Origin of the sequence: Marinibium conchae (assembly GCF_015595035.1) — a bacterium.
GTDB lineage: Bacteria > Pseudomonadota > Gammaproteobacteria > Enterobacterales > Alteromonadaceae > Glaciecola.
This window is the reverse complement of sequence record NZ_JADNRN010000005.1, coordinates 45,752-67,684: the sequence shown is the minus strand read 5'-3', so window position 1 is coordinate 67,684 and position 21,933 is coordinate 45,752. Positions and strand designations below refer to the sequence as shown.

Annotated in this window: 23 protein-coding genes; 16 read left to right on the top strand and 7 right to left on the bottom strand. The window is 42.2% G+C overall.

Features of this window, described 5'->3' with window-relative positions:
• Positions 1–5 precede the first annotated feature (5 nt).
• The 5 genes from ISG33_RS16605 (at position 6) to nqrM (ending at position 3,955) form a co-directional block, all read left to right on the top strand.
• Positions 6–638: an NADH:ubiquinone reductase (Na(+)-transporting) subunit D gene (locus ISG33_RS16605; RefSeq protein WP_195734771.1), complete on the top strand. Its 633-nt coding sequence runs from the start codon at positions 6–8 to the stop codon at positions 636–638.
• A gap of 2 nt (positions 639–640) precedes the next feature.
• Positions 641–1,249 (top strand): NADH:ubiquinone reductase (Na(+)-transporting) subunit E, encoded by a 609-nt coding sequence (gene nqrE, locus ISG33_RS16600; protein ID WP_195734770.1) that lies wholly within the window; start codon positions 641–643, stop codon positions 1,247–1,249.
• 20 nt (positions 1,250–1,269) lie between these two features.
• The gene (nqrF, locus tag ISG33_RS16595; RefSeq protein ID WP_195734769.1) at positions 1,270–2,502 is read left to right on the top strand and encodes an NADH:ubiquinone reductase (Na(+)-transporting) subunit F; all 1,233 of its coding nucleotides are present in this window, start codon (positions 1,270–1,272) and stop codon (positions 2,500–2,502) included.
• A 202-nt stretch (positions 2,503–2,704) separates the two neighbouring features.
• Positions 2,705–3,679 (top strand): FAD:protein FMN transferase, encoded by a 975-nt coding sequence (locus tag ISG33_RS16590; RefSeq protein ID WP_195734838.1) that lies wholly within the window; start codon positions 2,705–2,707, stop codon positions 3,677–3,679.
• Between the two features lie 42 nt (positions 3,680–3,721).
• Complete coding sequence (gene nqrM / locus ISG33_RS16585; RefSeq protein ID WP_195734768.1) at positions 3,722–3,955, top strand: (Na+)-NQR maturation NqrM; 234 nt, start codon at positions 3,722–3,724, stop codon at positions 3,953–3,955.
• Between the two features lie 16 nt (positions 3,956–3,971).
• On the opposite strand, the gene ISG33_RS16580 is transcribed toward nqrM, so the two are convergent.
• Positions 3,972–4,685, bottom strand: a complete 714-nt coding sequence (locus ISG33_RS16580) for a hypothetical protein (RefSeq protein WP_195734767.1) — start codon at positions 4,683–4,685, stop codon at positions 3,972–3,974.
• Positions 4,686–4,925: 240 nt separating this feature from the next.
• On the opposite strand from ISG33_RS16580, the gene dinB reads away from it, so the two are divergent.
• The 5 genes from dinB to ISG33_RS16555 all read left to right on the top strand — a co-directional run bounded on the left by dinB (position 4,926) and on the right by ISG33_RS16555 (position 9,418).
• Positions 4,926–5,987: a DNA polymerase IV gene (gene dinB / locus ISG33_RS16575; protein WP_195734766.1), complete on the top strand. Its 1,062-nt coding sequence runs from the start codon at positions 4,926–4,928 to the stop codon at positions 5,985–5,987.
• A 58-nt stretch (positions 5,988–6,045) separates the two neighbouring features.
• On the top strand, positions 6,046–7,599 hold the full coding sequence (locus ISG33_RS16570; RefSeq protein WP_195734765.1) for a M17 family metallopeptidase: 1,554 nt from the start codon (positions 6,046–6,048) through the stop codon (positions 7,597–7,599).
• A gap of 9 nt (positions 7,600–7,608) precedes the next feature.
• Entirely contained in the window at positions 7,609–7,848 is a 240-nt protein-coding gene (locus tag ISG33_RS16565) for a DUF1653 domain-containing protein (protein WP_195734764.1), read from the top strand.
• Between the two features lie 194 nt (positions 7,849–8,042).
• Complete coding sequence (locus ISG33_RS16560) at positions 8,043–8,918, top strand: MBL fold metallo-hydrolase (RefSeq protein WP_195734763.1); 876 nt, start codon at positions 8,043–8,045, stop codon at positions 8,916–8,918.
• Positions 8,894–9,418, top strand: a complete 525-nt coding sequence (locus tag ISG33_RS16555) for a GNAT family N-acetyltransferase (protein ID WP_195734762.1) — start codon at positions 8,894–8,896, stop codon at positions 9,416–9,418. The genes ISG33_RS16560 and ISG33_RS16555 overlap by 25 nt, the downstream gene beginning before the upstream one ends.
• Positions 9,419–9,427: 9 nt before the next feature.
• Here the strand turns inward: ISG33_RS16555 and ISG33_RS16550 are convergent, their stop codons facing one another.
• Both ISG33_RS16550 and ISG33_RS16545 read right to left on the bottom strand, forming a co-directional pair.
• Positions 9,428–11,113 (bottom strand): amidohydrolase, encoded by a 1,686-nt coding sequence (locus ISG33_RS16550; RefSeq protein WP_195734761.1) that lies wholly within the window; start codon positions 11,111–11,113, stop codon positions 9,428–9,430.
• Between the two features lie 12 nt (positions 11,114–11,125).
• Positions 11,126–12,148, bottom strand: a complete 1,023-nt coding sequence (locus ISG33_RS16545) for a serine/threonine dehydratase (RefSeq protein ID WP_195734760.1) — start codon at positions 12,146–12,148, stop codon at positions 11,126–11,128.
• 181 nt (positions 12,149–12,329) lie between these two features.
• Here ISG33_RS16545 and ISG33_RS16540 point away from each other — a divergent pair, with 181 nt between their 5' ends.
• The 4 genes from ISG33_RS16540 to ISG33_RS16525 all read left to right on the top strand — a co-directional run bounded on the left by ISG33_RS16540 (position 12,330) and on the right by ISG33_RS16525 (position 14,595).
• Entirely contained in the window at positions 12,330–12,704 is a 375-nt protein-coding gene (locus tag ISG33_RS16540) for a PH domain-containing protein (RefSeq protein ID WP_195734759.1), read from the top strand.
• A gap of 119 nt (positions 12,705–12,823) precedes the next feature.
• Positions 12,824–13,468 (top strand): NAD(P)H-binding protein, encoded by a 645-nt coding sequence (locus ISG33_RS16535; RefSeq protein ID WP_195734758.1) that lies wholly within the window; start codon positions 12,824–12,826, stop codon positions 13,466–13,468.
• A 177-nt stretch (positions 13,469–13,645) separates the two neighbouring features.
• A complete protein-coding gene (locus ISG33_RS16530) occupies positions 13,646–14,014 on the top strand; it encodes a hypothetical protein (RefSeq protein ID WP_195734757.1) in 369 nt (122 codons plus the stop codon).
• A gap of 74 nt (positions 14,015–14,088) precedes the next feature.
• Entirely contained in the window at positions 14,089–14,595 is a 507-nt protein-coding gene (locus ISG33_RS16525; protein ID WP_195734756.1) for a YgjV family protein, read from the top strand.
• A gap of 97 nt (positions 14,596–14,692) precedes the next feature.
• Here ISG33_RS16525 and ISG33_RS16520 read toward each other — a convergent pair whose 3' ends face one another.
• Positions 14,693–15,100, bottom strand: coding sequence for an ExbD/TolR family protein (locus ISG33_RS16520; RefSeq protein WP_195734755.1), 408 nt, complete (start codon positions 15,098–15,100; stop codon positions 14,693–14,695).
• Positions 15,101–15,314: 214 nt separating this feature from the next.
• Here ISG33_RS16520 and ISG33_RS16515 point away from each other — a divergent pair, with 214 nt between their 5' ends.
• Together ISG33_RS16515 and ISG33_RS16510 are read left to right on the top strand one after the other, a co-directional pair.
• Positions 15,315–16,295 (top strand): DMT family transporter, encoded by a 981-nt coding sequence (locus ISG33_RS16515; RefSeq protein ID WP_370545346.1) that lies wholly within the window; start codon positions 15,315–15,317, stop codon positions 16,293–16,295.
• 130 nt (positions 16,296–16,425) lie between these two features.
• Entirely contained in the window at positions 16,426–17,799 is a 1,374-nt protein-coding gene (locus ISG33_RS16510) for a xanthine permease (RefSeq protein WP_229333663.1), read from the top strand.
• Positions 17,800–17,875: 76 nt separating this feature from the next.
• Here ISG33_RS16510 and ISG33_RS16505 read toward each other — a convergent pair whose 3' ends face one another.
• The 3 genes from ISG33_RS16505 to ISG33_RS16495 form a co-directional block, all read right to left on the bottom strand.
• The gene (locus ISG33_RS16505) at positions 17,876–19,066 is read right to left on the bottom strand and encodes a hypothetical protein (protein ID WP_195734753.1); all 1,191 of its coding nucleotides are present in this window, start codon (positions 19,064–19,066) and stop codon (positions 17,876–17,878) included.
• Between the two features lie 167 nt (positions 19,067–19,233).
• Positions 19,234–19,413 (bottom strand): LPD1 domain-containing protein, encoded by a 180-nt coding sequence (locus ISG33_RS16500; RefSeq protein WP_255528943.1) that lies wholly within the window; start codon positions 19,411–19,413, stop codon positions 19,234–19,236.
• Between the two features lie 198 nt (positions 19,414–19,611).
• Positions 19,612–20,958, bottom strand: coding sequence for a HEAT repeat domain-containing protein (locus ISG33_RS16495; RefSeq protein ID WP_195734751.1), 1,347 nt, complete (start codon positions 20,956–20,958; stop codon positions 19,612–19,614).
• Positions 20,959–21,933: the final 975 nt, after the last annotated feature.

Sequence of the window (21,933 nt, the reverse complement as noted above, 5' to 3'; positions counted from 1 at the left end):
TAACAATGGCTGACACAAAAGAAATGAAAAAAGCCCTGTTAGGGCCCATATTAGATAGCAATCCAATTGCTTTACACGTACTTGGTATATGTTCTGCATTGGCGATTACAACCAAGCTAGAGACGGCATTAGTTATGTCGTTGGCACTTACTGCGGTATGTGCTTTCTCTAATTTGTTTATCTCGTTAATTCGCAACCAAATTCCATCTAGTGTGCGAATTATTATTCAAATGACGATCATTGCATCATTGGTGATCGTGGTTGACCAAATCCTAAAGGCTTATTCCTACGAAATATCTAAGCAGTTGTCGGTATTCGTTGGTTTGATCATTACAAATTGTATAGTAATGGGTCGTGCTGAAGCTTATGCGATGAAGTCACCTCCAGGCATGAGTTTCTTAGATGGCCTAGGTAATGGTCTGGGCTACTCTTTCATCCTAATCGTGATTGGCACCATCAAAGAGCTTTTTGGCTTCGGTACTATCTTAGGTTTTGAAATTCTGCCTCTAGTTACTAATGGTGGTTGGTATCAAGGTAACGGTCTTCTAATTCTTCCGTTCAGCTCATTCTTCCTGATTGGCGGTATGATCTGGTTTATCCGTACTATCCGTCCTGAACAAGTAGAGCCTAAGGAATAACCATGGAACATTACGCAGCATTATTTATTAGAGCCGTTTTCGTAGAAAATATGGCATTGTCTCTGTTTTTGGGAATGTGTACTTTCTTAGCGGTATCGAAAAAAGTAGCTACCTCAATGGGTTTGGGCGTAGCAGTTATCGTGGTATTGGGTATTTCTGTACCAGTTAACCAACTTATCTATGTAAATTTACTTGCCCCAGGTGCGCTTGCATGGGCCGGACTTCCAGATGCTGATCTCAGCTTCTTGAGTTTCCTTACTTTCATTGGTGTTATAGCGGCACTTGTGCAGATACTGGAAATGACACTGGACAAGTTTTTCCCAGCTTTATACAACGCACTAGGGATCTTCTTACCGCTTATCACCGTAAACTGTGCAATATTCGGTGGTGTTGCGTTTGCTGTTCAGCGCGAATACAACTTTACTGAAAGTATCGTATATGGAATTGGCAGCGGCGCTGGTTGGGCCATTGCTATCATTCTGTTAGCTGCGGTTAGAGAGAAGTTGAAGTATGCTGATATGCCAGATGGTATTCGCGGATTGGGTTCTGTGTTTATGATTGCTGGCTTGATGGCATTGGGCTTCCAATCATTCACAGGTATATCGCTGTAAAGCGATTAGGAGTATAGATAATGAATCAAATAGAAATCTATCTCGGTGTAGGCATGTTCATCGCTATCGTTTTAGCGCTGGTTTTTATCATCATGTTTGCAAAATCGAAATTAGTACCAGAGGGTGATGTAAGAATCACTATCAACGGCGACCCAGATAAAGCAATTACAACCTCGCCAGGTGGCAAGTTACTTGGCGCACTGGCTGAATCAGGTATATTTGTATCATCAGCATGTGGCGGTGGTGGTTCTTGCGGACAGTGTACTGTAGATGTTAAGTCTGGTGGTGGTGAAATATTACCAACTGAACTTGACCACATCTCTAAGCGCGAAGCTAAAAGTGGTTGCCGCTTGTCATGTCAAGTATCTATCAAGCAAGATATGGACATTGAATTGCCTGAAGAAGTATTTGGTATCAAAAAATGGGACTGTGAAGTTATTTCTAACAATAACGAAGCAACCTTCATTAAAGAGCTTAAACTAGCCATTCCTGACGGTGAAAGTGTTCCTTTCCGCGCTGGTGGTTATATTCAGATTGAAGCTCCACCCCATCACGTTAAGTATAAAGATTTTGATGTGCCAGATGAATATCGTAAAGATTGGGAACACTTTGGCTTCTTTGACGTTGAGTCAAAGGTAGACGAAGAAACAATCCGCGCCTATTCAATGGCAAACTATCCTGAAGAAGAAGGTATTATTATGTTGAACGTGCGTATTGCTACGCCGCCACCTAATAATCTCAGCCTTCCTGCAGGTAAAATGTCGTCGTTTATTTGGTCTTTGAAAAAAGGTGACAAAGTAACGATATCGGGGCCTTTCGGTGAGTTCTTTGCAAAAGAAACTGACGCAGAGATGGTATTCGTTGGTGGTGGTGCAGGCATGGCTCCTATGCGTTCACACATATTCGACCAACTTCGTCGCATTAAGACTGATCGCAAAATGACATTTTGGTACGGTGCGCGCTCTTTAAGAGAAATGTTCTATGTTGAAGATTTCGACATGCTACAAAAAGAAAACGATAACTTTACTTGGCATGTCGCATTATCGGATCCGCAACCTGAAGATAACTGGGAAGGCGATACTGGATTTATCCATAACGTGCTTTTGGAAAATTATCTGAAAGATCACCCGGCGCCAGAAGATTGTGAGTTCTACATGTGTGGTCCACCTATGATGAACGCAGCAGTGATAAATATGCTCAAAGAGCTAGGTGTTGAAGACGAAAACATCATGCTTGATGACTTCGGTGGCTAAATTAGTCACTCATAGGAAAAGGCGCTAAGGGAATGTTTAGCGCCTTTTTTGTTGGCAGATAGTGAGCGTCGATTTGTTGTTGTCTTATACTACTATCGTCAGTGTGCAGTTGTGCCACATTACTTAAGCTAACCATTTGAGAGGAAGCAAGGTGTTTCAAACTATTCGACGTGTTTTGTTGTTGCTTGTTGTATCGACTCTTATGCTAGGGTGTTCGGGCCCAACCCTACGAGAACATGCTGTACAGGGCAAAACAATGGGCACTACCTATACGGTAAAATTTGTTGAACAAGAAGGCCTAAACATAGTCATTCCTGCCCTGAAAGTGAAAATTGATGATGCCCTGATTGAAGTAAACGCGCTTATGTCGACGTATGACCCAGAGTCGGAGCTTTCACGTTTGAATAGGGCACAAGACAATGAAGCTTTTTCTATTTCTCCGGAAACTGAAGTCGTATTACTAGAAGCGATGCGTTTGGGGCGATTCAGCGATGGTCGGCTGGATGTAACAGTGGGTCCCTTGGTCAACCTATGGGGTTTTGGCCCAGATAAGCGGCCAGAGCTTATTCCTTCAGATGAGGAACTACAAGCCATACGCGAATATGTTGGCCTAGACAAGTTTACTGTTGCGGATGGCACTGTCACTAAGCAACACAGCAATGTGTACATTGATTTATCGACTATTGCCAAAGGATATGGGGTTGATGTGCTTGCAGAGTTACTCGAAGCTCAGGGAATCGAAAACTACTTGGTAGAAATTGGTGGTGAGATGCGAGTGAAAGGGACTAAGCTTAATAACAAACCTTGGCGCATTGCTATTGAGAAACCTATTGAAGGCAAACGAAACGCCCAAATAGGCGTCGTTATTGGCGATAATGCCATTGCTACTTCAGGCGATTATCGAAATTATTTTGAAGTGGATGGTAAGCGATTTAGTCATTTAATCGACCCCGCAACCGGTTTTCCCATTAAGCATAACCTCGTGTCGGTGTCGGTTATTCATCCTTCCTCTATGACCGCTGATGGCTTAGCAACAGCATTAAATGTTATGGGGCCTGATGATGCAAAAAGATTGGCTGAGCGAAATGATTTAGCCGTTTATATGGTCATTAAAGAAGGCGAAGAATTTGTGGAATATGCTTCACCTGCTTTTGATAAACAGGTGCAATACTTATAAAGTCTTGTTCATACAAGCCCTGATATATTATTTGGAGATACTGTGAGTACTTTTATCTTAGCGTTTGGTTTTTTTCTGTTAATGGTTGCGGCAATGGCTATTGGCTACATTCTTCAGAAGAAGACTATTGCCGGTAGTTGTGGTGGTTTGGGAGCTTTAGGTATTTCGAAGGCCTGTGATTGTCCAGAGCCTTGTGATCGTAAAAAGGCACGCATGGAGCGCGAGGAAGCAAGGCAAAAGAAGATCAAAGAGTGGCAAGATAACAAGATTCTATAGCTCTAGTTTTCAAAACTTATTGCTTAGGCGTTTTTTGTACTTTATCAAATAATGAGACCAGAAAGTCATGCTTGTCGGAGGCCTTACTGATTGCATAGAAGGTGGGTACCGCGAGTAGCTTTTTGGTTTCAACAGAGTTTGGCGTAAGCCGAGCCTTGTGTTTTAGAAAGTTTTTATCATTCTCAATAAAAGCAATATATGGCCCTTCATATGACATTAGGTATCTTGTGCGTTTGTTGAAAAATAAACGAATTGCATCGCTTGTATTGGGAACGTCTACGAAAATATAACCTTGCTTCGTAAATGCTTCTCTTTGTCCGTTGTAATCATAGCCGCGAACTGATGCTACTGTTTTAGGCCCCTCTGTAACGTTTGCCACAGAATAAAAGTTAATTGCAAGCTCATCCATTGGGTAGCTGCTAAAAGTAACCGCGCCTGCAATCGCTGCTGTTGACTTAATATTAACTGAAAGATCGACAATACCATCTTTTACATTCCTGTAGGTTCTTGCAGGTGCGGCGCATACAGGAATAAAACTGACCTTTTCATCTTTAAAAAGCTCTCTCACGTTTTCAAGTGCTGTACCAGTGCATTCGCCAGTAACAGGGTCTATTTTGCTGTGCGGCGCAAAGCCCATTAAGCCAAACCTCACCGATACTTGCTCTTCAGCAACAGTTAGCGGGTGCGTCACCATGAGTATCATGACGGTGATTACATAGATTAACTTCAAAATAAACTCCGGTGCGATTTTTTACAGTATTCTAGCATTCTAATAAAAGTTTTATTTGAATATAAACAATATCGGCTTGAGTTTCTCATTTCTTAGGCCTTATCCGAGAATGCCCAACAGCGAGCAGGGCATTGCTGCAAAAGCTTGTGGAATCACTATAGGTAACTGTATTAATATACAGTGATTTTTGCTATTCTTTCTAAGCTATTGTAATTAACCTAGACAGTTAACCACTTATCTATGCGAAAATTTATACATATCGATATGGATTGTTTTTATGCTGCTGTTGAAATGCGCGACAATCCTGAATTAAGAGGAATTCCGATTGCTATTGGCGGCAGTGCTGATCGCAGGGGGGTGGTTTCTACATGTAATTATGAAGCAAGAGCTTTCGGAGTGCGGTCAGCAATGGCGACAGCGACTGCACTTAGGCTTTGTCCGAAGCTCACCTTAGTGCGCGGTAGAATGGATGTATACAAGGAAGTCTCCGATCAAATTAAATCGATATTTTTACGCTACACCGATGAAATCGAACCATTATCCTTAGACGAAGCGTTTCTTGATGTTACGGATTCCGACCTATTTGAAGGCAGTGCAACCCTTATCGCCAATGATATACGTCAAGCAATAGAGCGAGAAACAGGGCTTACGGCCTCCGCTGGTGTTGCGCCAATAAAATTTGTTGCTAAGGTAGCAAGTGACGAAAACAAACCAAATGGTATTTGCGTTATTACGCCAAATGACTTAGATGATTTTGTTCGGCGCTTACCTTTAAAGAAAATTCCTGGTGTTGGCAAGGTAACACTTGAGAAGCTCAATAAGTTTGGTTTGTTTAAGTGCGAAGATATTCGCCATTTCCCTATTGAAAAACTACACAAGCACTTTGGAAAGTTTGGTGCGTCGTTGTGGAAACGCGCCCATGCCATCGACGAAAGAAGGTTATCAACAAATCGTAAGCGAAAATCAATTGGTGTCGAGCGTACCCTGGATCATGACCTCAGCTCGCTTGAGGAATGTCAGCAGGTTAGCAGGAAATTACTGCCTACTTTATATGAAAGGATGAATACCAAAAAGCGTCGTCCGATAAAGTCGATTGGTGTGAAACTCAAGTTCAGCGATTTTCAGCAAACAACGGTTGAACAACAAGCTACAGAGCTTGATGAGCAAAAATTATTCGACTTACTCAGCACCGCATTCGAACGTGGGCAAGGGAAAAAAGTCCGTTTGGTTGGCATGCACGTATCATTGGCAGAAAAAGTGAACACTGACCAATTAGTGCTACCTTTGTTTACTGAGGAATAAGTCTTATACTTCCGGCTAAATAATTATCATAACAATTACCTGTACTACGGAGTCCAATATGTCATTTCCAAAGGCTATTCATGAAAGCGATTTAACAGAACTATCGCAACATTACGACGCCTACGTGCTGATAAGTAATAGCCTAAGTAGTCTATATTATCCTTCACTTGCTGAATCCTTGTCTGCCTATAAAGCAATAGATGCAAGACTAGGCTCACAAGCTATATTACTAGCAAACGATTCAGTTGCTGGGAAACGCTTAATTGTTGCTGGCGTGGGTATGCTCGATCGGGATTATGACGATGTGCGAAGAGTCTTCGATGCTGCAAAGCACACAGCCTCTTTAATGCTAGAAGCTGGTATTAGACAGCCTTTGCTCGAGCTTAATCTTGTCGGTTTGAACGAGGAACAACAGCACATTTTTGGAAATGCGATTGAAGCTGCATTTTTGGGGTTATGCCAAGGGCTTTGGCAACCGCTTGAAGCAAGACAAGCCTTGGGTGAAGATCAGGTAGAACCAATCAAAACAGTGGGAATTCTAACTCGGTCTGATGGCGTTGATGTGCGCAGATTAAATGCTATCGAAGCAGGAAAGCGCGTCGCGCGAGACTTATGCGGTACTGAACCTGAAAGAATGGCACCTCCAGGTTTTGCTGATTATTGTGTAGAGACCTTTGCTGGTTCGAATGTGTCAGTAGAGGTTATCGACGACCACCACCAAATTGAAAACGAGTATCCTTTACTTCATGCAGTGGCACGAGCGTCAATAGAAGTCGTTAGGCACCGTCCACGGATTATTCGCATGGAATACCAAGGTGAAGGTGAAATTGAACAAACGCTGATGTTTGCCGGCAAGGGAATCACTTTTGATACCGGTGGCGCAGACTTGAAAGTTAACGGTCATATGGCAGGTATGAGCCGCGATAAAGGCGGTGCTGCAGGCGTTGCAGGTTTCATGAAAACAGTATCTTTGCTAGCTCCCACAAATTTAAAAGTTGTTGTAGAAATTGGTGCAGTGAGAAATAGTATCGGCGCTGAGGCTTTTATCCCTGATGAGATTATTACTTCCCATGCTGGTATTCGCGTAAGAGTCGGAAATACAGATGCTGAGGGGCGCATGCTACTAGCTGATCTCTTATCTCACTTGCGTGAAAAGGCAATTAATGAGATTAATCCGCAGTTGTTTTCGGTTGCGACCCTAACAGGTCATGCTGCAATGGCTTTTGGGCCCTATTCTGCGCTCGTTGAAAATAAGGTGGCTAAGCAACAAGGTGTTGCTAGTGCCTTGTTCGAGCAAGGTGAGCGCTGTGCTGATCCTGTTGAACCATCGCTATCGAGACGAGAGGATTTTGACTTTGTAAAGCCACGTACAAAAGCGGACGATGTATTATCGTCCAATAACGCTCCCTCAGTAACAACGGTTCGTGGTCATCAATTTCCAATGGCGTTTTTAAGTATTGCGTCGGGTTTAGACCAGCATCAAGCTAGCTCACCTCATCCACTTGCGTACACTCACGTTGATATCGCAGGCAGTGGTGTAGAAAATCTCGATTGGCAACACGGTAAACCTACTGGTGCACCGGTGAATGTATTTGTTAATACCTACTTATAAGTGATTGAAATGAATAAACTTAATCAGAATCAACACAATGTCGACCTGCCGCCAGGTAAATATCAACACTATAAAGGTAATTTCTATGAGTTAATTGGCATTGCTAAGCATTCCGAGGATGAAAGCGAATTGGTCGTTTATCGCCCACTTTATGGAGAGGGACGTTTGTGGGTGCGCCCCTTGTCAATGTTCATCGAGACTGTGCAGGTAGATGACAAAAGCCTTCCGCGTTTTAAATTCGTTGGCTGAGCTTTTTTATCAAATAAGCCGGTCTATTTTTTGTCATAAGCAGACGAATTAAAAAAGTGAGCTATACTCTTTTTACGCGATTTGTACATAAGTCGCCTGTTTCAATAACAAGTATAAAAAACACCCAAAGAAAATGCTAGCTAGCAGCACTGAACGCTTATTAGCTCGTGTTCGAGGATGAAAAAGGACAGAAAATGAAAAAAACAACAATAAAATCAATATCACGCAGTTTACTGGCGCTATCTATCACGGGTTTGATGGCAAGTAGCGTATTCGCCCAAGACCGCTTTGCAAAGATAGAGGTTAAAGCGGAACCAGTAAGGGGCTCTGTGCATATGTTGGTCGGTGCTGGCGGAAATATAGGCGTGTCTGCGGGGCCAGATGGTTTGCTCATTGTTGACGATCAATACGCAGGACTTGCTGATAAGATAGCGGCAGCGCTGTCGACCATTAGCGACAAACAAACTCGTTACGTGATCAATACTCACTTCCACGGTGATCACACTGGTTCTAATGCCTTCTTTTCGAAAAATAAGAATGCGACGATATTTGCCCACGAAAACGTGCGGGTTCGTTTGGCGGCAGGAGACGACACTGATCCTGCAAGTTTACCTGTAGTGACTTACGAAAAAGGCGTTAAGTTTCACATGAATGGTGAAACCGTGCATGTTTATCACCTTTCAAATGCTCACACCGACGGCGACAGCGCAGTATGGTTCGAGCAACCTGATGTATTGCATACCGGAGATCTGTTTTTCAAAGATTGGTTTCCGTTTATTGACTTAAATTCAGGTGGGTCGGTAGCCGGTTATATCACCGCAGTAGAAACCTTAATTTCCATGATCGATGACGATACTAAAATCATTCCTGGTCACGGTTCGATGGCAAATAAGGCCGATTATCAACGTTTTGTCGATATGATTAAAGAGACTTATGCCTACGTTCAAGCTAAAAAAGCCCAAGGAATGAGCGAAGATGACGTAGTAGCGGCAGGCTTGGAAGATAAATGGGATAGCTGGGCTTGGCAATTTATTGGTGAAGAACGTTGGATAAGAACCCTTTACAAATAAATTCAAACTCTCAATTTAGTTTTGGCAAAGCTCAAGAATCGGATTTCTTGACTTTGCCAAAGTGGTTCAAAACACCGGCTTTATTGCGAGAGTGGGGCGGGCCTAAGCTTAATTATCCTCTCAATGCTGAGCAGTTTTTTAAAGACAATGAGCAAGCTACGCATTATCAAAGCTATGCGCTGAAATCCCAAGAACATTTAGTCGCCTTCGGACAAGTGAATATTGTCAAGCAGAGGGCTCATTTAGCCCGTCTATGCGTGAATCCTTCCATGCGAGGGCAAGGCCATAGCAAAACCTTGATTCATTCTTTAGTAAGGCAAGCGACATCCCAAGGAAGCATTAATCTCATTTCGTTGTTTGTTTACGAAAGCAATCACCTTGCTATTCGTTGTTACCAAAAATTGGGTTTTATACAATTGCCAGCCCCCAGAAACATCAATATTCCTGAAGGCTGTATTTATATGCTATTGCACAGAGCCGATGCGCCCACCAAACAATAGATGAGGCTGCTATTGCTGCTCATACACCTTCTTGCCATTAATCCATGTTTGTAGCACCTGAGTATCTCGAATATCGCTAGCTGGAATTGTAAACAAGTCGCGATCGATGACGATGAAGTCTGCACGTTTTCCTACCTCAATCGTGCCTAGGCTATCGTCTTGGAAAGCTGAATAGGCGGCGTCAAGAGTGAAGCCACGCAGCGCTTGCACTAAGGATACTTTTTCTTCAGGTATCCAGCCGTTGTCAGGCTCATTCATACCACTTTGACGAGTGACTGCAGCATGCAAACCATGAAAAGCATTTGCTAGCTCAACTGGAAAATCCGACCCAAAGGCAATTCGAGAACCCTGGCGAAGAAATGTTTGCCATGCATAGGCACCCTTCAAACGTTTTTTACCGATGCGGTCTTCAGCCATATTCATATCGCTGGTTGCATGTGTTGGTTGCATTGATGGAATGATACCGAGTTGCTTAAACTGAGGAATATCCTCTACAGCGACTACTTGTGCGTGCTCTATTCGATGTCTTTCCTTGTTATCTGGAAATTGAGTAAAGCTTTTAGCAAATTGTTGTAACGCTAAACGATTGGCGCGATCACCAATTGCATGAAAGTTAAGTTGAAAGCCGGAGCCAAGTACTTTTGCAAATAAGATTGGCAGCTCTTCTTGCGGTGTCACTAATAAGCCATGGTTATCTTTGTCATCTGAATAAGGCTTGATAAGCGCTGCGCCACGGCTACCAAGCGCCCCGTCACCATAAGCTTTCACGCTTCTTATACTTAGCATTTCGTCAGCGGTGTTGACGTGCCCAGCACTTAGCATTTTATCAATATTTGGATCAGTGGCTGAAAGCATCGCATATATTCGCACTCTCAGTTTATTGCTATCTGCTTGTTTGTTGTAAAACTGATAGACCTGCTCACTGATACCAGCGTCGTGAACACTGGTGATACCAAGCGAGAGTAGATGGTCAGATGCGGCTTGCAACTGCTCATCGAGTTGCGCCTCGTTAGCTTGTGGAATGAGTTTTGTGACTAAGTATTCAGCATTGTCAATTAGCAGGCCTGTAGGTTGGCCGTTTTCATCTTTAACTATTTCACCACCTGAAGGTGACGGAGTATTTGCATCAATTCCCGCCAACTCCAAAGCGACTGAGTTCACCCAGACTGCATGACCATCTACACGAGATAGTACGACAGGACGCGTCTTTATAGCGGCATCTAAACTGGCTTTAGTCGGAAACGCTTTATTGTCCCAAAGTACTTGATTCCAACCTCTGCCAATCAACCATGCTTGGCTATCGGATGTTTTACCAGACTTTTCAGTCATAGGGTGAGCGCTGACGAAAGATTGCACGCGCTTCACTGCTTCAGCCTCGCTGCTTGTTCCTCTTAAGTCAATTTCCAATAGATTTTGGCCCAAACCCAAAATGTGTCCGTGGGCGTCGATGATGCCGGGTAACACAACTTGACCTTTACCGTCGACAATGGTCACATCGTCACCGCTTGGAAGAACCTTCAGGTTCACCGCACTTATCTTTTGGTCTTCTATTGCAAAGTTATTAAAGGTGATTAGTTCGCCATCGTTATTCAAGCTATAACCTTTAACATTGCTAATAACAGTTGTTTGAGCTTGCAGTGCAAAAACGCTCATTAAAGCGATACCTGCGGTGGTAATTTTTGAAATCATTTTCATAAATATTCCTTTTTACGCGTCGGGGTTCATGATGGGGGGGTGTTGTAAGTAGTCGGTCTGCCAAATTTTACTCATAGTCGCTTGGCTAATGTTGCCGCCTGAAAGCAGCACCAACACATGTTGATTTGGCGATTTGTTGCTGATCCAAGCTGCAACAGCAGCCATTGTCATCGCACAGGTCGGCTCAATATGCAGCTTTAACAAGTGGTGAAGCCACTGAGTCCAATAGGCAATTTGAATTTCATCTACTTCATAGAAATCGTCAACTGATTGTACTATTTTAAAGGTGTGTGGGCCAAGCGAAGGCGTTGCCGCGCCGTCTGCAAGAGTATCTGGTGTGCCCTCGAGAACCTCAATAACCCCACTTTGCAAGCTCCGAGCCGCATCATTAGCGTTTAGTGGTTCAGCGCCAATGACTTCAGTATTATCAAGTAAACCTTGTTCTTTATAGGCGGCATTTGTCACTATCGCTCCTGAAAGCAGTCCACCACCACCGCAGGGAGCAACAATGGCATCTGCTTTCACGTTCATTTCTTGTAATTGTTGGAGTGACTCAAGCGTCACAGTGCCTTGGCCAGCGATAATGTCAGGGTGATTAAAGGGTGGGATCCATAAAACTCCCTCCTCTTTGCTTGCATCCTCTACAGCCTTATCGGCTAAGGTTCTAGAGCTAAAGGTACTAAGTTCAGCGCCATAAAATTCAGTTGCCGCCGCTTTTATCGGTGATACTGCATCAGAGCAAAATATATGAGCCGGAATACCAAATTGTGCCGCTGCAAAAGCGACAGCTTGTGCATGATTACCCGACGAATTTGCAACAACTTTACGTGGTAATTTTCCTAATTCATGACATTTTGCAAGCACATTCATAGCGCCTCTGAGCTTAAAGGCACCCGTGCGCTGCAAACACTCAGCTTTGAAGTAAATATTATGACCGAGCCAATGGTTTAGCAACCTGCTCTGAAATATAGGGGTGGTTTTCACGATAGAGCTAATACGTTTTTGAGCTTGCTCTATGTCGCTAAAAGTCGTCATTAACAGCCTTTCCTTGAATATGTTAGTTATTTTGCCGTGCTTTTTACTCAGACACGTTAAGAGTGCGTCGCTGTACTATAAGTCAATAATATTGATACGCAAACTCTTAGCCCAATGAACTAGTAAATTTATGTAAATTTGTTATTGTTACAAAGACATAAGTTATAAAAAGGAACAAAAGATGGGCTTATTAGATGGACTGCTTGGTAATGCTTCTGAAGTGGATGTAGCGTCGGTAAATGAAGAGCTCATGCCGATTCTTGCGAGTAACGAGAATGTGGTAGAGGCCTACAAGTTAATACGCGATTTGTTGGTATTCACGAATAAACGATTACTCTACATTGATAAACAAGGAATGACGGGCAAGAAAGTTGATTATCACTCTATTCCATATCGCGCCATCACTCAGTTAAAAGTCGAAACTGCAGGGCATTTCGATTTAGATTGTGATCTTAAAATTTGGGTGTCGGGACAATCAGAGCCTATCGAGACTAAGCTTAAGTCAGACCTGGCCCAACAAGTACAGAAGACACTCGCCGACCATATGTTTGCCTAATGCAGCAAGGGTTAATGCGCTTCTCCCTCTTAAGCTATGTTGGCTGAACCCAAATGCTGTAGTTTGTGTATCTATCACTACACACTTTGTACTTTATTTAACGAGCGCTGAAAAATAAGATGACACGAAAGTTTAAAGCATTAGTACTCGGCGCCTCGGGGCTCGTTGGAAAAGCTCTGGTGAACCAACTATGCAGAGATGACCGCTATGCGCAGGTAACATGTTTAGTGAGAACGCCCTTACAACAACGTGACTATTACGATCCTGAGGGTAAGATTCAGGCAATTGTGATCGACTTTGACTATCTGCAAGATTTTCAAGGTTATTTCTCTGTCGACCATGTGTATTGCTGTTTAGGCACAACGATTAAGCAGGCAGGGTCACAATCTGCTTTTCGAAGGGTTGATTTCCAATTTGTACATGTTGCTGCGCAACTCACTCGCGGGCAACGAGCAAAGAGTTTTGTTTGGATTTCATCAGTGGGTGCAAATGCAAAGAGCAAAAATTTCTATTTGCGAGTGAAAGGCGAGCTAGAAAATGCCATATTAAGTATGCCACAACTTGATAACGCGGCGGCAGTAAGACCGAGTCTGCTAATAGGGGAAAGAGCGGAAACGCGATTTGCAGAAAATATGGGAATATCGTTTGCTAAATTTCTTTCACCCATCATGAGAGGCCCTTTGGCTAAGTACCGACCAGTCAGCGCTGCTCAAGTCGCGCGGCAAATGATTGAATTGCAAGTGTTTGAGAAGACCGAGCATTGAGCACCAAAGCTAGTGAGTGCGTGTTCAGTTCATAGCAAATAAATTTAGCTGGTGCATAATGGTGTTTATCTTTATACTCGCGGCGTTTTTTAGCTAAAGTTTATTTTATTTGCTTTGATAACCTATATAAGGATGGATATTCGATCTGTTTTTAAACAAGATTATAAGGCGGTTATTATGACGACAGCTTTACCGACAATTGTTGAAACACTGATAGAAAATATAAAAATTGAACAGTTCTGGTGGGATGGGGTGCAAATCAAAATGCCATTTCACTGTATCTACGCTTGTATTCCAAATCCTGTAGCCGATGACTGGAAGGTGATTAATGGTGTAAAAGTGCCGTTGATCAAGGTTGATAGATATCATATCCCTCTTTGGGATCCCTTCCATCAAGACATTCACAACATGCCAAAACACGCTATTGTGATCTCTCATCATAAGGGAAACCAGTTTGGTTTATTTGCCTATCCTGCAGACCACATCGACGAGCCCTTTATGATGTCGTGGAGCGACTGGTTAGAAACACAGTCGTCACTGCAGTAAAACCGGAATGCGTTAGTTAGAGTATTTTGGCAGTGTTTCTTTTTTGATTACTTGCAACATCATTGGGAGAGCACATGCCAATATTGGCTGAAGCATTTGGCGCGGTCGCCGTGATTTTCAATTTCATCGGTTACCGCCAAACAGATATCAATAGATACCGGCTAATTTCAGCGGTTGCATTACTTAGTGTTAGCGTCCACTTTTTTCTACTGGGTAATGCTTATGCAGCTGGCATCGGTTGCTTGCTAGCGTGCATCAGAAATGTGGTTGCAACTCGCTATACCGGCTTGCCAGTTCTGTTTACCTTTGTCGGTCTTAATATTGCTTTTTTTATCTTTGAGCTAATCTATTTAGACAGTAGCGGTATTATTATCATTGCTTATGCATCGTCACTCATATTTACTGTGGGCTCTATTTCACTGAAAAGTGCAACAGCCATTCGTCAATGGTTCATACTTGCAGAGCTATTGGGATTAATCTTTGCTGTATTGGTTGGCAGTATATTTGGCACCATATTTAACATCACAAACTTGTGCAGTATTCTTTTTACTCTGTATCAGGAAAGACGCCGGAAGTCTTAGGCATCGGTCGCAAAGTGTAACTTATAAAAGGTGATTGGTTTTTACCAGGCATAAAAAAAACGCTGCGATTGCAGCGTTTTTTGTTTCGCTTTCGATCTTAGTCTTCTTTCACTAATACCGATACTTTTTCTATACCAGCGAGTTTAACTTGGTCCATTACCTCAACCACGATGCCATGCTCAGTGTCTTCGTGAGCTTGAATAGCGGCAGTTTTGGTATCGTTGTTTGCTAAGTAAGTTTGTGCATTCGCAACCACTCGACGAATATCAACAATACGGCCAGCCATGAGTATTTGGCCCTGAGCATCGATACGAATCGACAATGACTTACTAGGATTTGGGTTTTCAGGCTGGTTTTTAGGCGGCCTAGTTGGCTCTAAACCCTTTTCCGATGAAAACGTTGTGGTTACGATAAAAAATATTAACATGATGAAGACGATGTCGAGCATTGGCGTCATGTCTACTGCTGCATCTTCATCACCGGCGGTATGTTTTTTTCTTTTCATTGTACATTCATTCCTTCTAATATTACCCCTAGTATAATGACTCAGCAGAAAAAGCATAGGCCTTTGTAAATGAAATTAACAAAAAAGTGTCATCGCTATCGTCATTTCCACCCATAAACCCATTTATTTTGGTCTTTCAGGCTAAGCCAATCAATTTCCGCGTTTATTTTTACCCTTATAGATGAAATATATTCTTCATCTGGCTTAAGCTGTTATCATTGCCAGCAACACTTCACAACACAAAGTCTTTATTATTTTTTCTCGTCGCTTTTCCGATCCCATTTTCTCAGGCATTGTTTTAGCTTTAATAGGCACTTTCTTATTTTCGCTAAAACCCATCGTCATCAAATATGCTTATGCGCTGGCCTTAACTAGCGAACAAGTTATTACTTTGAGAATGCTGATAGCGCTTCCGATATACCTGATTATTGCGTTGCTTGCTTGGCAAAGAAAGCCCCAGAGAAGGAAAGAAACACTATCGTCTTTACCTATCATTTGTGTATTGGGTGTGTTGGGTTACTTTCTCGCCAGCTACCTTGATTTGCTTGGTTTACAATATATTAGTGCGCAGCTAGAACGTGTGGTGCTATTTAGTTTTCCGACGATTGTCGTCGTGATGTCTTGGATATTTTTTAAGACACCGATGCAGAAGAAGACTTGGTTGCTGCTAGCCATGTCCTATGCAGGGATTTTGGTTATTTTTGGGCATGATTTATCAGTGCTCGGTAGCCAAGTTTCGTGGGGCACTTTGCTGGTTTTTATCAGCGCTGTGTGTTTCGCTGTTTATGTTCTTTGGAGCAAGCCGGTGATTAGCAAAGTGGGAAGTCAAATGTTCACCAGCATTGCCATGTTGGCCGCAAGCCTTGTGATTATTGTCTTATTCCTAACAAATTACTCAGTTGCAGATTTGCATGTAAGTAATCATGCCTATTTAATTATTACGATACTTTCGGTGTTTTGTACGGTGATCCCCTCATTATTAGTGGCGGAAGCAATCCATCGGATAGGACCGGAGCGCACTAGTATTGTTGGTACTTGTGGCCCAGCGATGACCTCTGTTATCGCGGTATTTGTGCTCAATGAAGCTTTCACCATTTTTCACGGCATCGGCTTGGTGTTAGTTATGCTAGCAGTGGGTTTGATGATGAAGAAGCCAAAAGAATCACAAGAATGTGACGCTAAAGCAGTGAATTAGGTGTCGGTTTAGCATTATCAGTTTTTCTTGATGAATATCTATAAGTATAAAAGATGTAAATAAGTTGGGTGTTTTTTGTTAATTGTGCTGTACTAAGCACTCGAGTCAAGCAAAAAACGAGAACAATAATATGCTTTCAAAACGACCTGATGGTGGTGTACAGCCTGGTATTAAATGGGGCCCGTTCACTATGCGGATCCCTCTTATTCACTTACGTTTTTCTCTTGCTGATATGCTACAAGGATTTGCAGTTGCTGGTGCAACTGGTCTAGCGCTAGTGCCGTATTTTATGGGTTTGTTGGGGCTGAGCTTTGAAGAAGCCGTTGTAATGGCGATGTTTCACAGCATGCTCATTTCATTTTCATGGATGTTTTTTGGCGACCCCTATGCGCCGGGCTGGTTAACACCTGCGATCCCTTTTGTAGTCGCTTTCATAACGGCGCCAGCCTATATGGGAGATCACACCGCTCAATTTCAGGCGATGACCGCGCTATCGCTCAATTTTGCCTTCATTCTTATCTTCCTCGGGATCACTGGATTAGGGGCTAAACTGATTAATATTGTCCCTAACGTATTTAAAGGCGGCATTATACTTGGCGCAGCGCTTGCTGCATTTTTGCGCGTAACCAAAGATGGTGATCCAGCAAACGTATTTCAATCAGCACCGCTCGCCGGCACTATTGGCGTTGTGGTATGTTTAGTGTTCGCTTTTTCAAAGCCGCTCCAAGCTCTGGCATTAAAAAATAAGTTGCTAGCTGTTATTCTTGGCTTCGGTTTACTACCTGGCTTCATCATTGCGGGTACAGTGGGATATTTCAGCGGTGAGTTTAACTACAATATTCGCTGGGAAATCCTTGATGTTGGTGCTGCTGCTACCTCGCTGTGGGCTAAAGCTTCTCCATTTGCTATCGGATGGCCTCCAATATCTACTTTTGTTGCATCTTTTCCGCTAGCTCTTATTACTTATATTCTGTTCTTTGGCGATGTAGTCACCGGCAATGAAATGATTGAAGAGGCGCAAAAGGCGCGTAGCGATGAAATTTTAGAACTTAATGGCAGCCGTGCTCATATGGCGACGGGTGCGCGGAATATTATGATGGGCATTATCGCACCTTTTTTCACCACGCAAGGGGTGCTGTGGACAGGTATTCAAGTCATTTTGTTAAAACGTTGGGCACAAGGGCGTGACAAAGTTGATTCGATTTTTGACAGCATCGGCAGTTTCTATGCGTTTGGTTTGCCATTTTTGTTTATATTTTTACCGTTGGTAACGTTGTTGCAACCTTTATTGCCTGTTGCGTTGGCGGTTACGTTAATTTTGACTGCTTTCGCCTGTGCCACCTTGGCTTTATCGTTGGTAAATGACGCGACCGAGCGCGGTGCCATGGTAATTACGGCAATGGCTTTTAGCGTGTTTGAGCCATGGTTGGGCTTGATGATAGGTGTGGTTACAATAGCAGCACTTTGCGGGCCACGTGTTTTCATGCCTAAGAAAGAGAAGTAGTTAAAGAGGGGATAGATAGTTCCCCTCTTTACATAAAGTTATTTATACTGCTACAGAGTGCCGTTGTTTATTTTATTTACTCTCGACAACTTAAATACGAAACCTTGATTGCTCTGCACTCAGTGTTGTCTATGCAGGCTGAACCACTGCGTTCTACTATCTTACAGCCGGCAAGGTTGGTCCATTCTCCTGCCGGTGGTATCAGTGAGCCACCGTTTGTAGGCCCATCTCCAACCACATCAATCAGGCTGCCATCACCGCCTGCACCGCCAATTACTACTTCATCACCCAAAATTTCGTCTAATTTACGTGACAAGCATAATGAAATTGGCAAATTAGTTAAATCAACAATCCCCCGTACTATGGTGCTCACTGGCATACCATCTATACGGGAAGCTCCTGGTATAAATGAGTATGAGAGATTCAGAAAGCGTTCGGTTGTTAACCTTCCTCTACCAGACCTACCTATTGGTCGAGTGTTTTTAGTGTCTCCGCGATATGAGACTTGAAACACAAGCTTGTCTCCATTTTCGTTTCTACGCGTTACGAAATAGTTGCGTTCAGTAGTTGAAAAATTCACTGTTATGCCAATACCCCCAGTTCCAATCGATACTCCATCACCCACAGGCGCAGTGGATGTAAAGTTTTCCCATGCTTGTTTTAATCCCAGCGCTCCTGTTATACGTGAACTAAATGTGTCTTTAAGTTGATTAGCGAATGAAGGGTCGTTTGATAGGATATTTGATGCGTGCTCTGAACAATCTACATCATCGCTTTGTGCATATTGGCTGGCATATACACCCTTTAACGGACTATTTTTTGGAGTGAAAGCTATCGTTTGAATCTCTTCCACTGTGCTCCTAAAGTCATCGTCGATGTCAAAAAAAGACTCAAGTGCCTCCGACTCCCTCGCCAAAAAGGGTGTATCACTGGCATTAATCGTGTAAGCGGGGCTAAATGTAGACTGTTGGCGTGCGCTAACAGAGAATTTGAAGGCTCGTCTATCAATCGGATTGGCAATAATTAAATCGACAGAGGTTTCGTTACAATCGAATATGGTTGAACTCTGAGACAATAAACCATCATCAAGCCCTCTTGTGTGGCATACAATTGGTTCGTGTCGAGAGATGGCTAGCTCGAGTGCACTATCATAATCGCAGTTGTCACATACATAGGTAGTCGTTAGCTGGAGCTGGTTTGTCTGAGCATGAAGATTGAAAACTGCAAGCGTCATTAACACTATCAGTGGTAAAATTGAACGATACATAGAAATCCTTATCTGGTAAAAGTTAAATTGATCAATTGTATAACGACCTTACAATATAAAAATTAAAAAAAACAATAGTTTGTGATGAATAATATTATTGAGCATTGAATTTGTCTTCAAACTCGCTACATTTCTAAGTTGTTAATATTCTTCAATCTAGCTGGTCTTTAATTACCTTCCAACGCCGCCCCTAACCAATGAAAATAAGTAAATATCGCTTGAGATATCTCCTTCCTTATTTCGCCACTGGGGTAAATCCCCAGTTTTGCTTCTGCGCTTTGCATAGTGCCTTGAACTAAAAAAGCATTTTTGATGGGGGGGGGGTACGCTAATTCATTTGGACTCAACTCCTTTTTCGTCAAAGAATTATTGCTTTCTTTAGGCTCTGCCCTTATGTCAATTTTTTTTAATATGCTTCCTGCGTACTTAAACGTATCACCATCTGTTCGAACAAAAAGTTTTTGGAGCCTGTGATAGAACCGAGCAACTAAGCGTTAATCCAATACACCATACTAGTAATTTATTCACAATTATTTTCGCAATTATCAATCAAGTCTTGTGTTCCTTTTTGTTGACTTGGCTTCAATAAAATCCAAAGCATCTTTTATCTCATTAAATACATAAACAAAAGGCTCAATTTGAATAGCTTCATTTAACTTTTTCTTAAGTAACATATTCCATTCTACTTTCCAAAGGCTCCAAACTCCCCCTGCTACATTAGCCCTAACCAATCCATTTTCATGATTTAAGAATTCAAGCCACGTACCAAAATAAGAACTATCACCCAATCGGATGCGGGCCTGCAAATATCGAACTTTTTCTAAATCTGAACCTTTTTCATAATTATAGGCATTAAGCTGAGCAAGAGATCCTTCATCGCCAATCTCTCCAAGAGCATATAGTGCATCTAGTCTTACAAGCTCAGACTTATCAACTAAACACTCCCCAATCAAAAAAACGCTGCTGATGTCTTTCCTATCCCCCAAAATACAGATGGCTTCGGCTCGTACATCTTCACACTCGTCGGTAACGAGCATTTTTATATGATTCAAAAAGGGATATTGGATGTCAGGCAAATCCTTTTTATTAGGTTTTGCTCCAGTTCCCAATAGGCCTAATGCTCTAAATCGAACGGAAGCATCAGTATTGTTAAAAAAGCTCAATATTCGCTCTAAGTCAACTTGATTGCTAGGGTTTAAACCTTCTAGCTCAGCAAATAATTTATTCCTCGTAACATTTAATTCAAAGTCTTCTAACTCTACTAGTAACTCAGAGTTATAGGATGATTGCACACGTGCTCTAAGATAAGGAATAATAGGAGTAAAATCATAATGGTCAGCCAAAGTATATAAGCATTCGAGTAAACTAATTAAAGGCTTCTCTCCAAAAGTAGAGGCGATTACTTCTATTTTGCTTATTAATTCAGTTTGTCCAAGTCGTAAAAGTGAGGCAAGCGCATTGACTACTAACAGTTCATTAGTGTCACCATCTAACAAAGACATTAATAACTTCTTATCTACATCTTCACCTATATATCCCAAGCAACAAACTGCTTCCTCCCTGATTGCTAGATCAGAATGAGCAAGCATATTTAAAGAATGCACTCGTGCTAATTTCTTATCTATATATGTTAGCCCTGACAAGCCTTCAGTAATTTCATCAACGTCTACAGAAGTGACCGCGCGTTTGAATAAGTCGATGACCGAATTGAAAGGGTAGCTTTTTTGAACAAACCTTTCTGGATTAAAGTCGCTAGATATTTTGTCAAGCACAGCCAATCGTACTCTCAAATCATTACACTCATACAGACTAAGTAAGGTTTCCAAATTATCAAACTTGTGAGGGCACAAATCCAATATTTGATTAGGTTTTAGAAAACCACTTTCATTCATAATAACTTCTCACTATATTTCCAATGGAGCCGAGATTTATTAACGCCATAGTCAGTCTTGTTTAGGCTTCAATTGATTGTCTTTTGTTGCCAGGTGTTGTGGTTGAATTAGCCGGACACTTCAAGAAAGGAAAAACTCCTACTCGAGGTGGAAGATGACTAAACGAGAGTATAAACGCTATTCAGCATTACCACATATAAAAAGAAAGTCATACGCAATTAAAGAGCGAATGCGTTTCTTTAATCCGATTTTCAGCTGGCATGATGCGTTGGATGCACGCTCGGGCATGTCAATTTTGATACAGACTTATATGGTATCGATTCATTCGGCAACATTGTCCTTTTAATGCAAACACCAAATTTTGAAAACGTAAGGCTACTTGCGGTATCTCGCAATTTGTTGATATCCGAAGAAGGCTTGTTGCTGAACGCATCTTTATTACAGCCTTTATTAGAGTCCTTGCAGAAAGAAGTTAAGCAAATTAGATTTGAGAGGGAAATTTATTCGATCTTCGACTCCCTTCTTCAATAATAGGCAATATCGCGATTTTACTAGGCACCTGGTGCCGGTTTTAAGTGGCAGATCTAAAAAGCCGAGCTAGTCAAATTGACTGGTGTCACCACCTAGTGACGCTGGGACAAAATGCTAGTCGAACTTAATTCTCCTGCCTACCCAAACCAGAAACAGTTGCCCACTTCAGCGATGATTATGCTCAGTGCATATTAGGTATTATTGACGGTTGCTATATGTATGATTTTAAATTAGAGAGCTGAAATCGAAAACAAAAAATCCTACCACTTCCTTAAAAGCTAGCCGGCATTTGTGGGTTTATCGCTATGCCAGTTGGAGTGAGAAGTACACTTTATGACCAACTTGAGAGTAATTGTTGGTAATGATAGGCATTCTAATTAGCCCTTACAGTAAGGAGCTCTTAACGTGTTTTACGTTTAAATTACCTAAAAGTCCGGCCAAAGT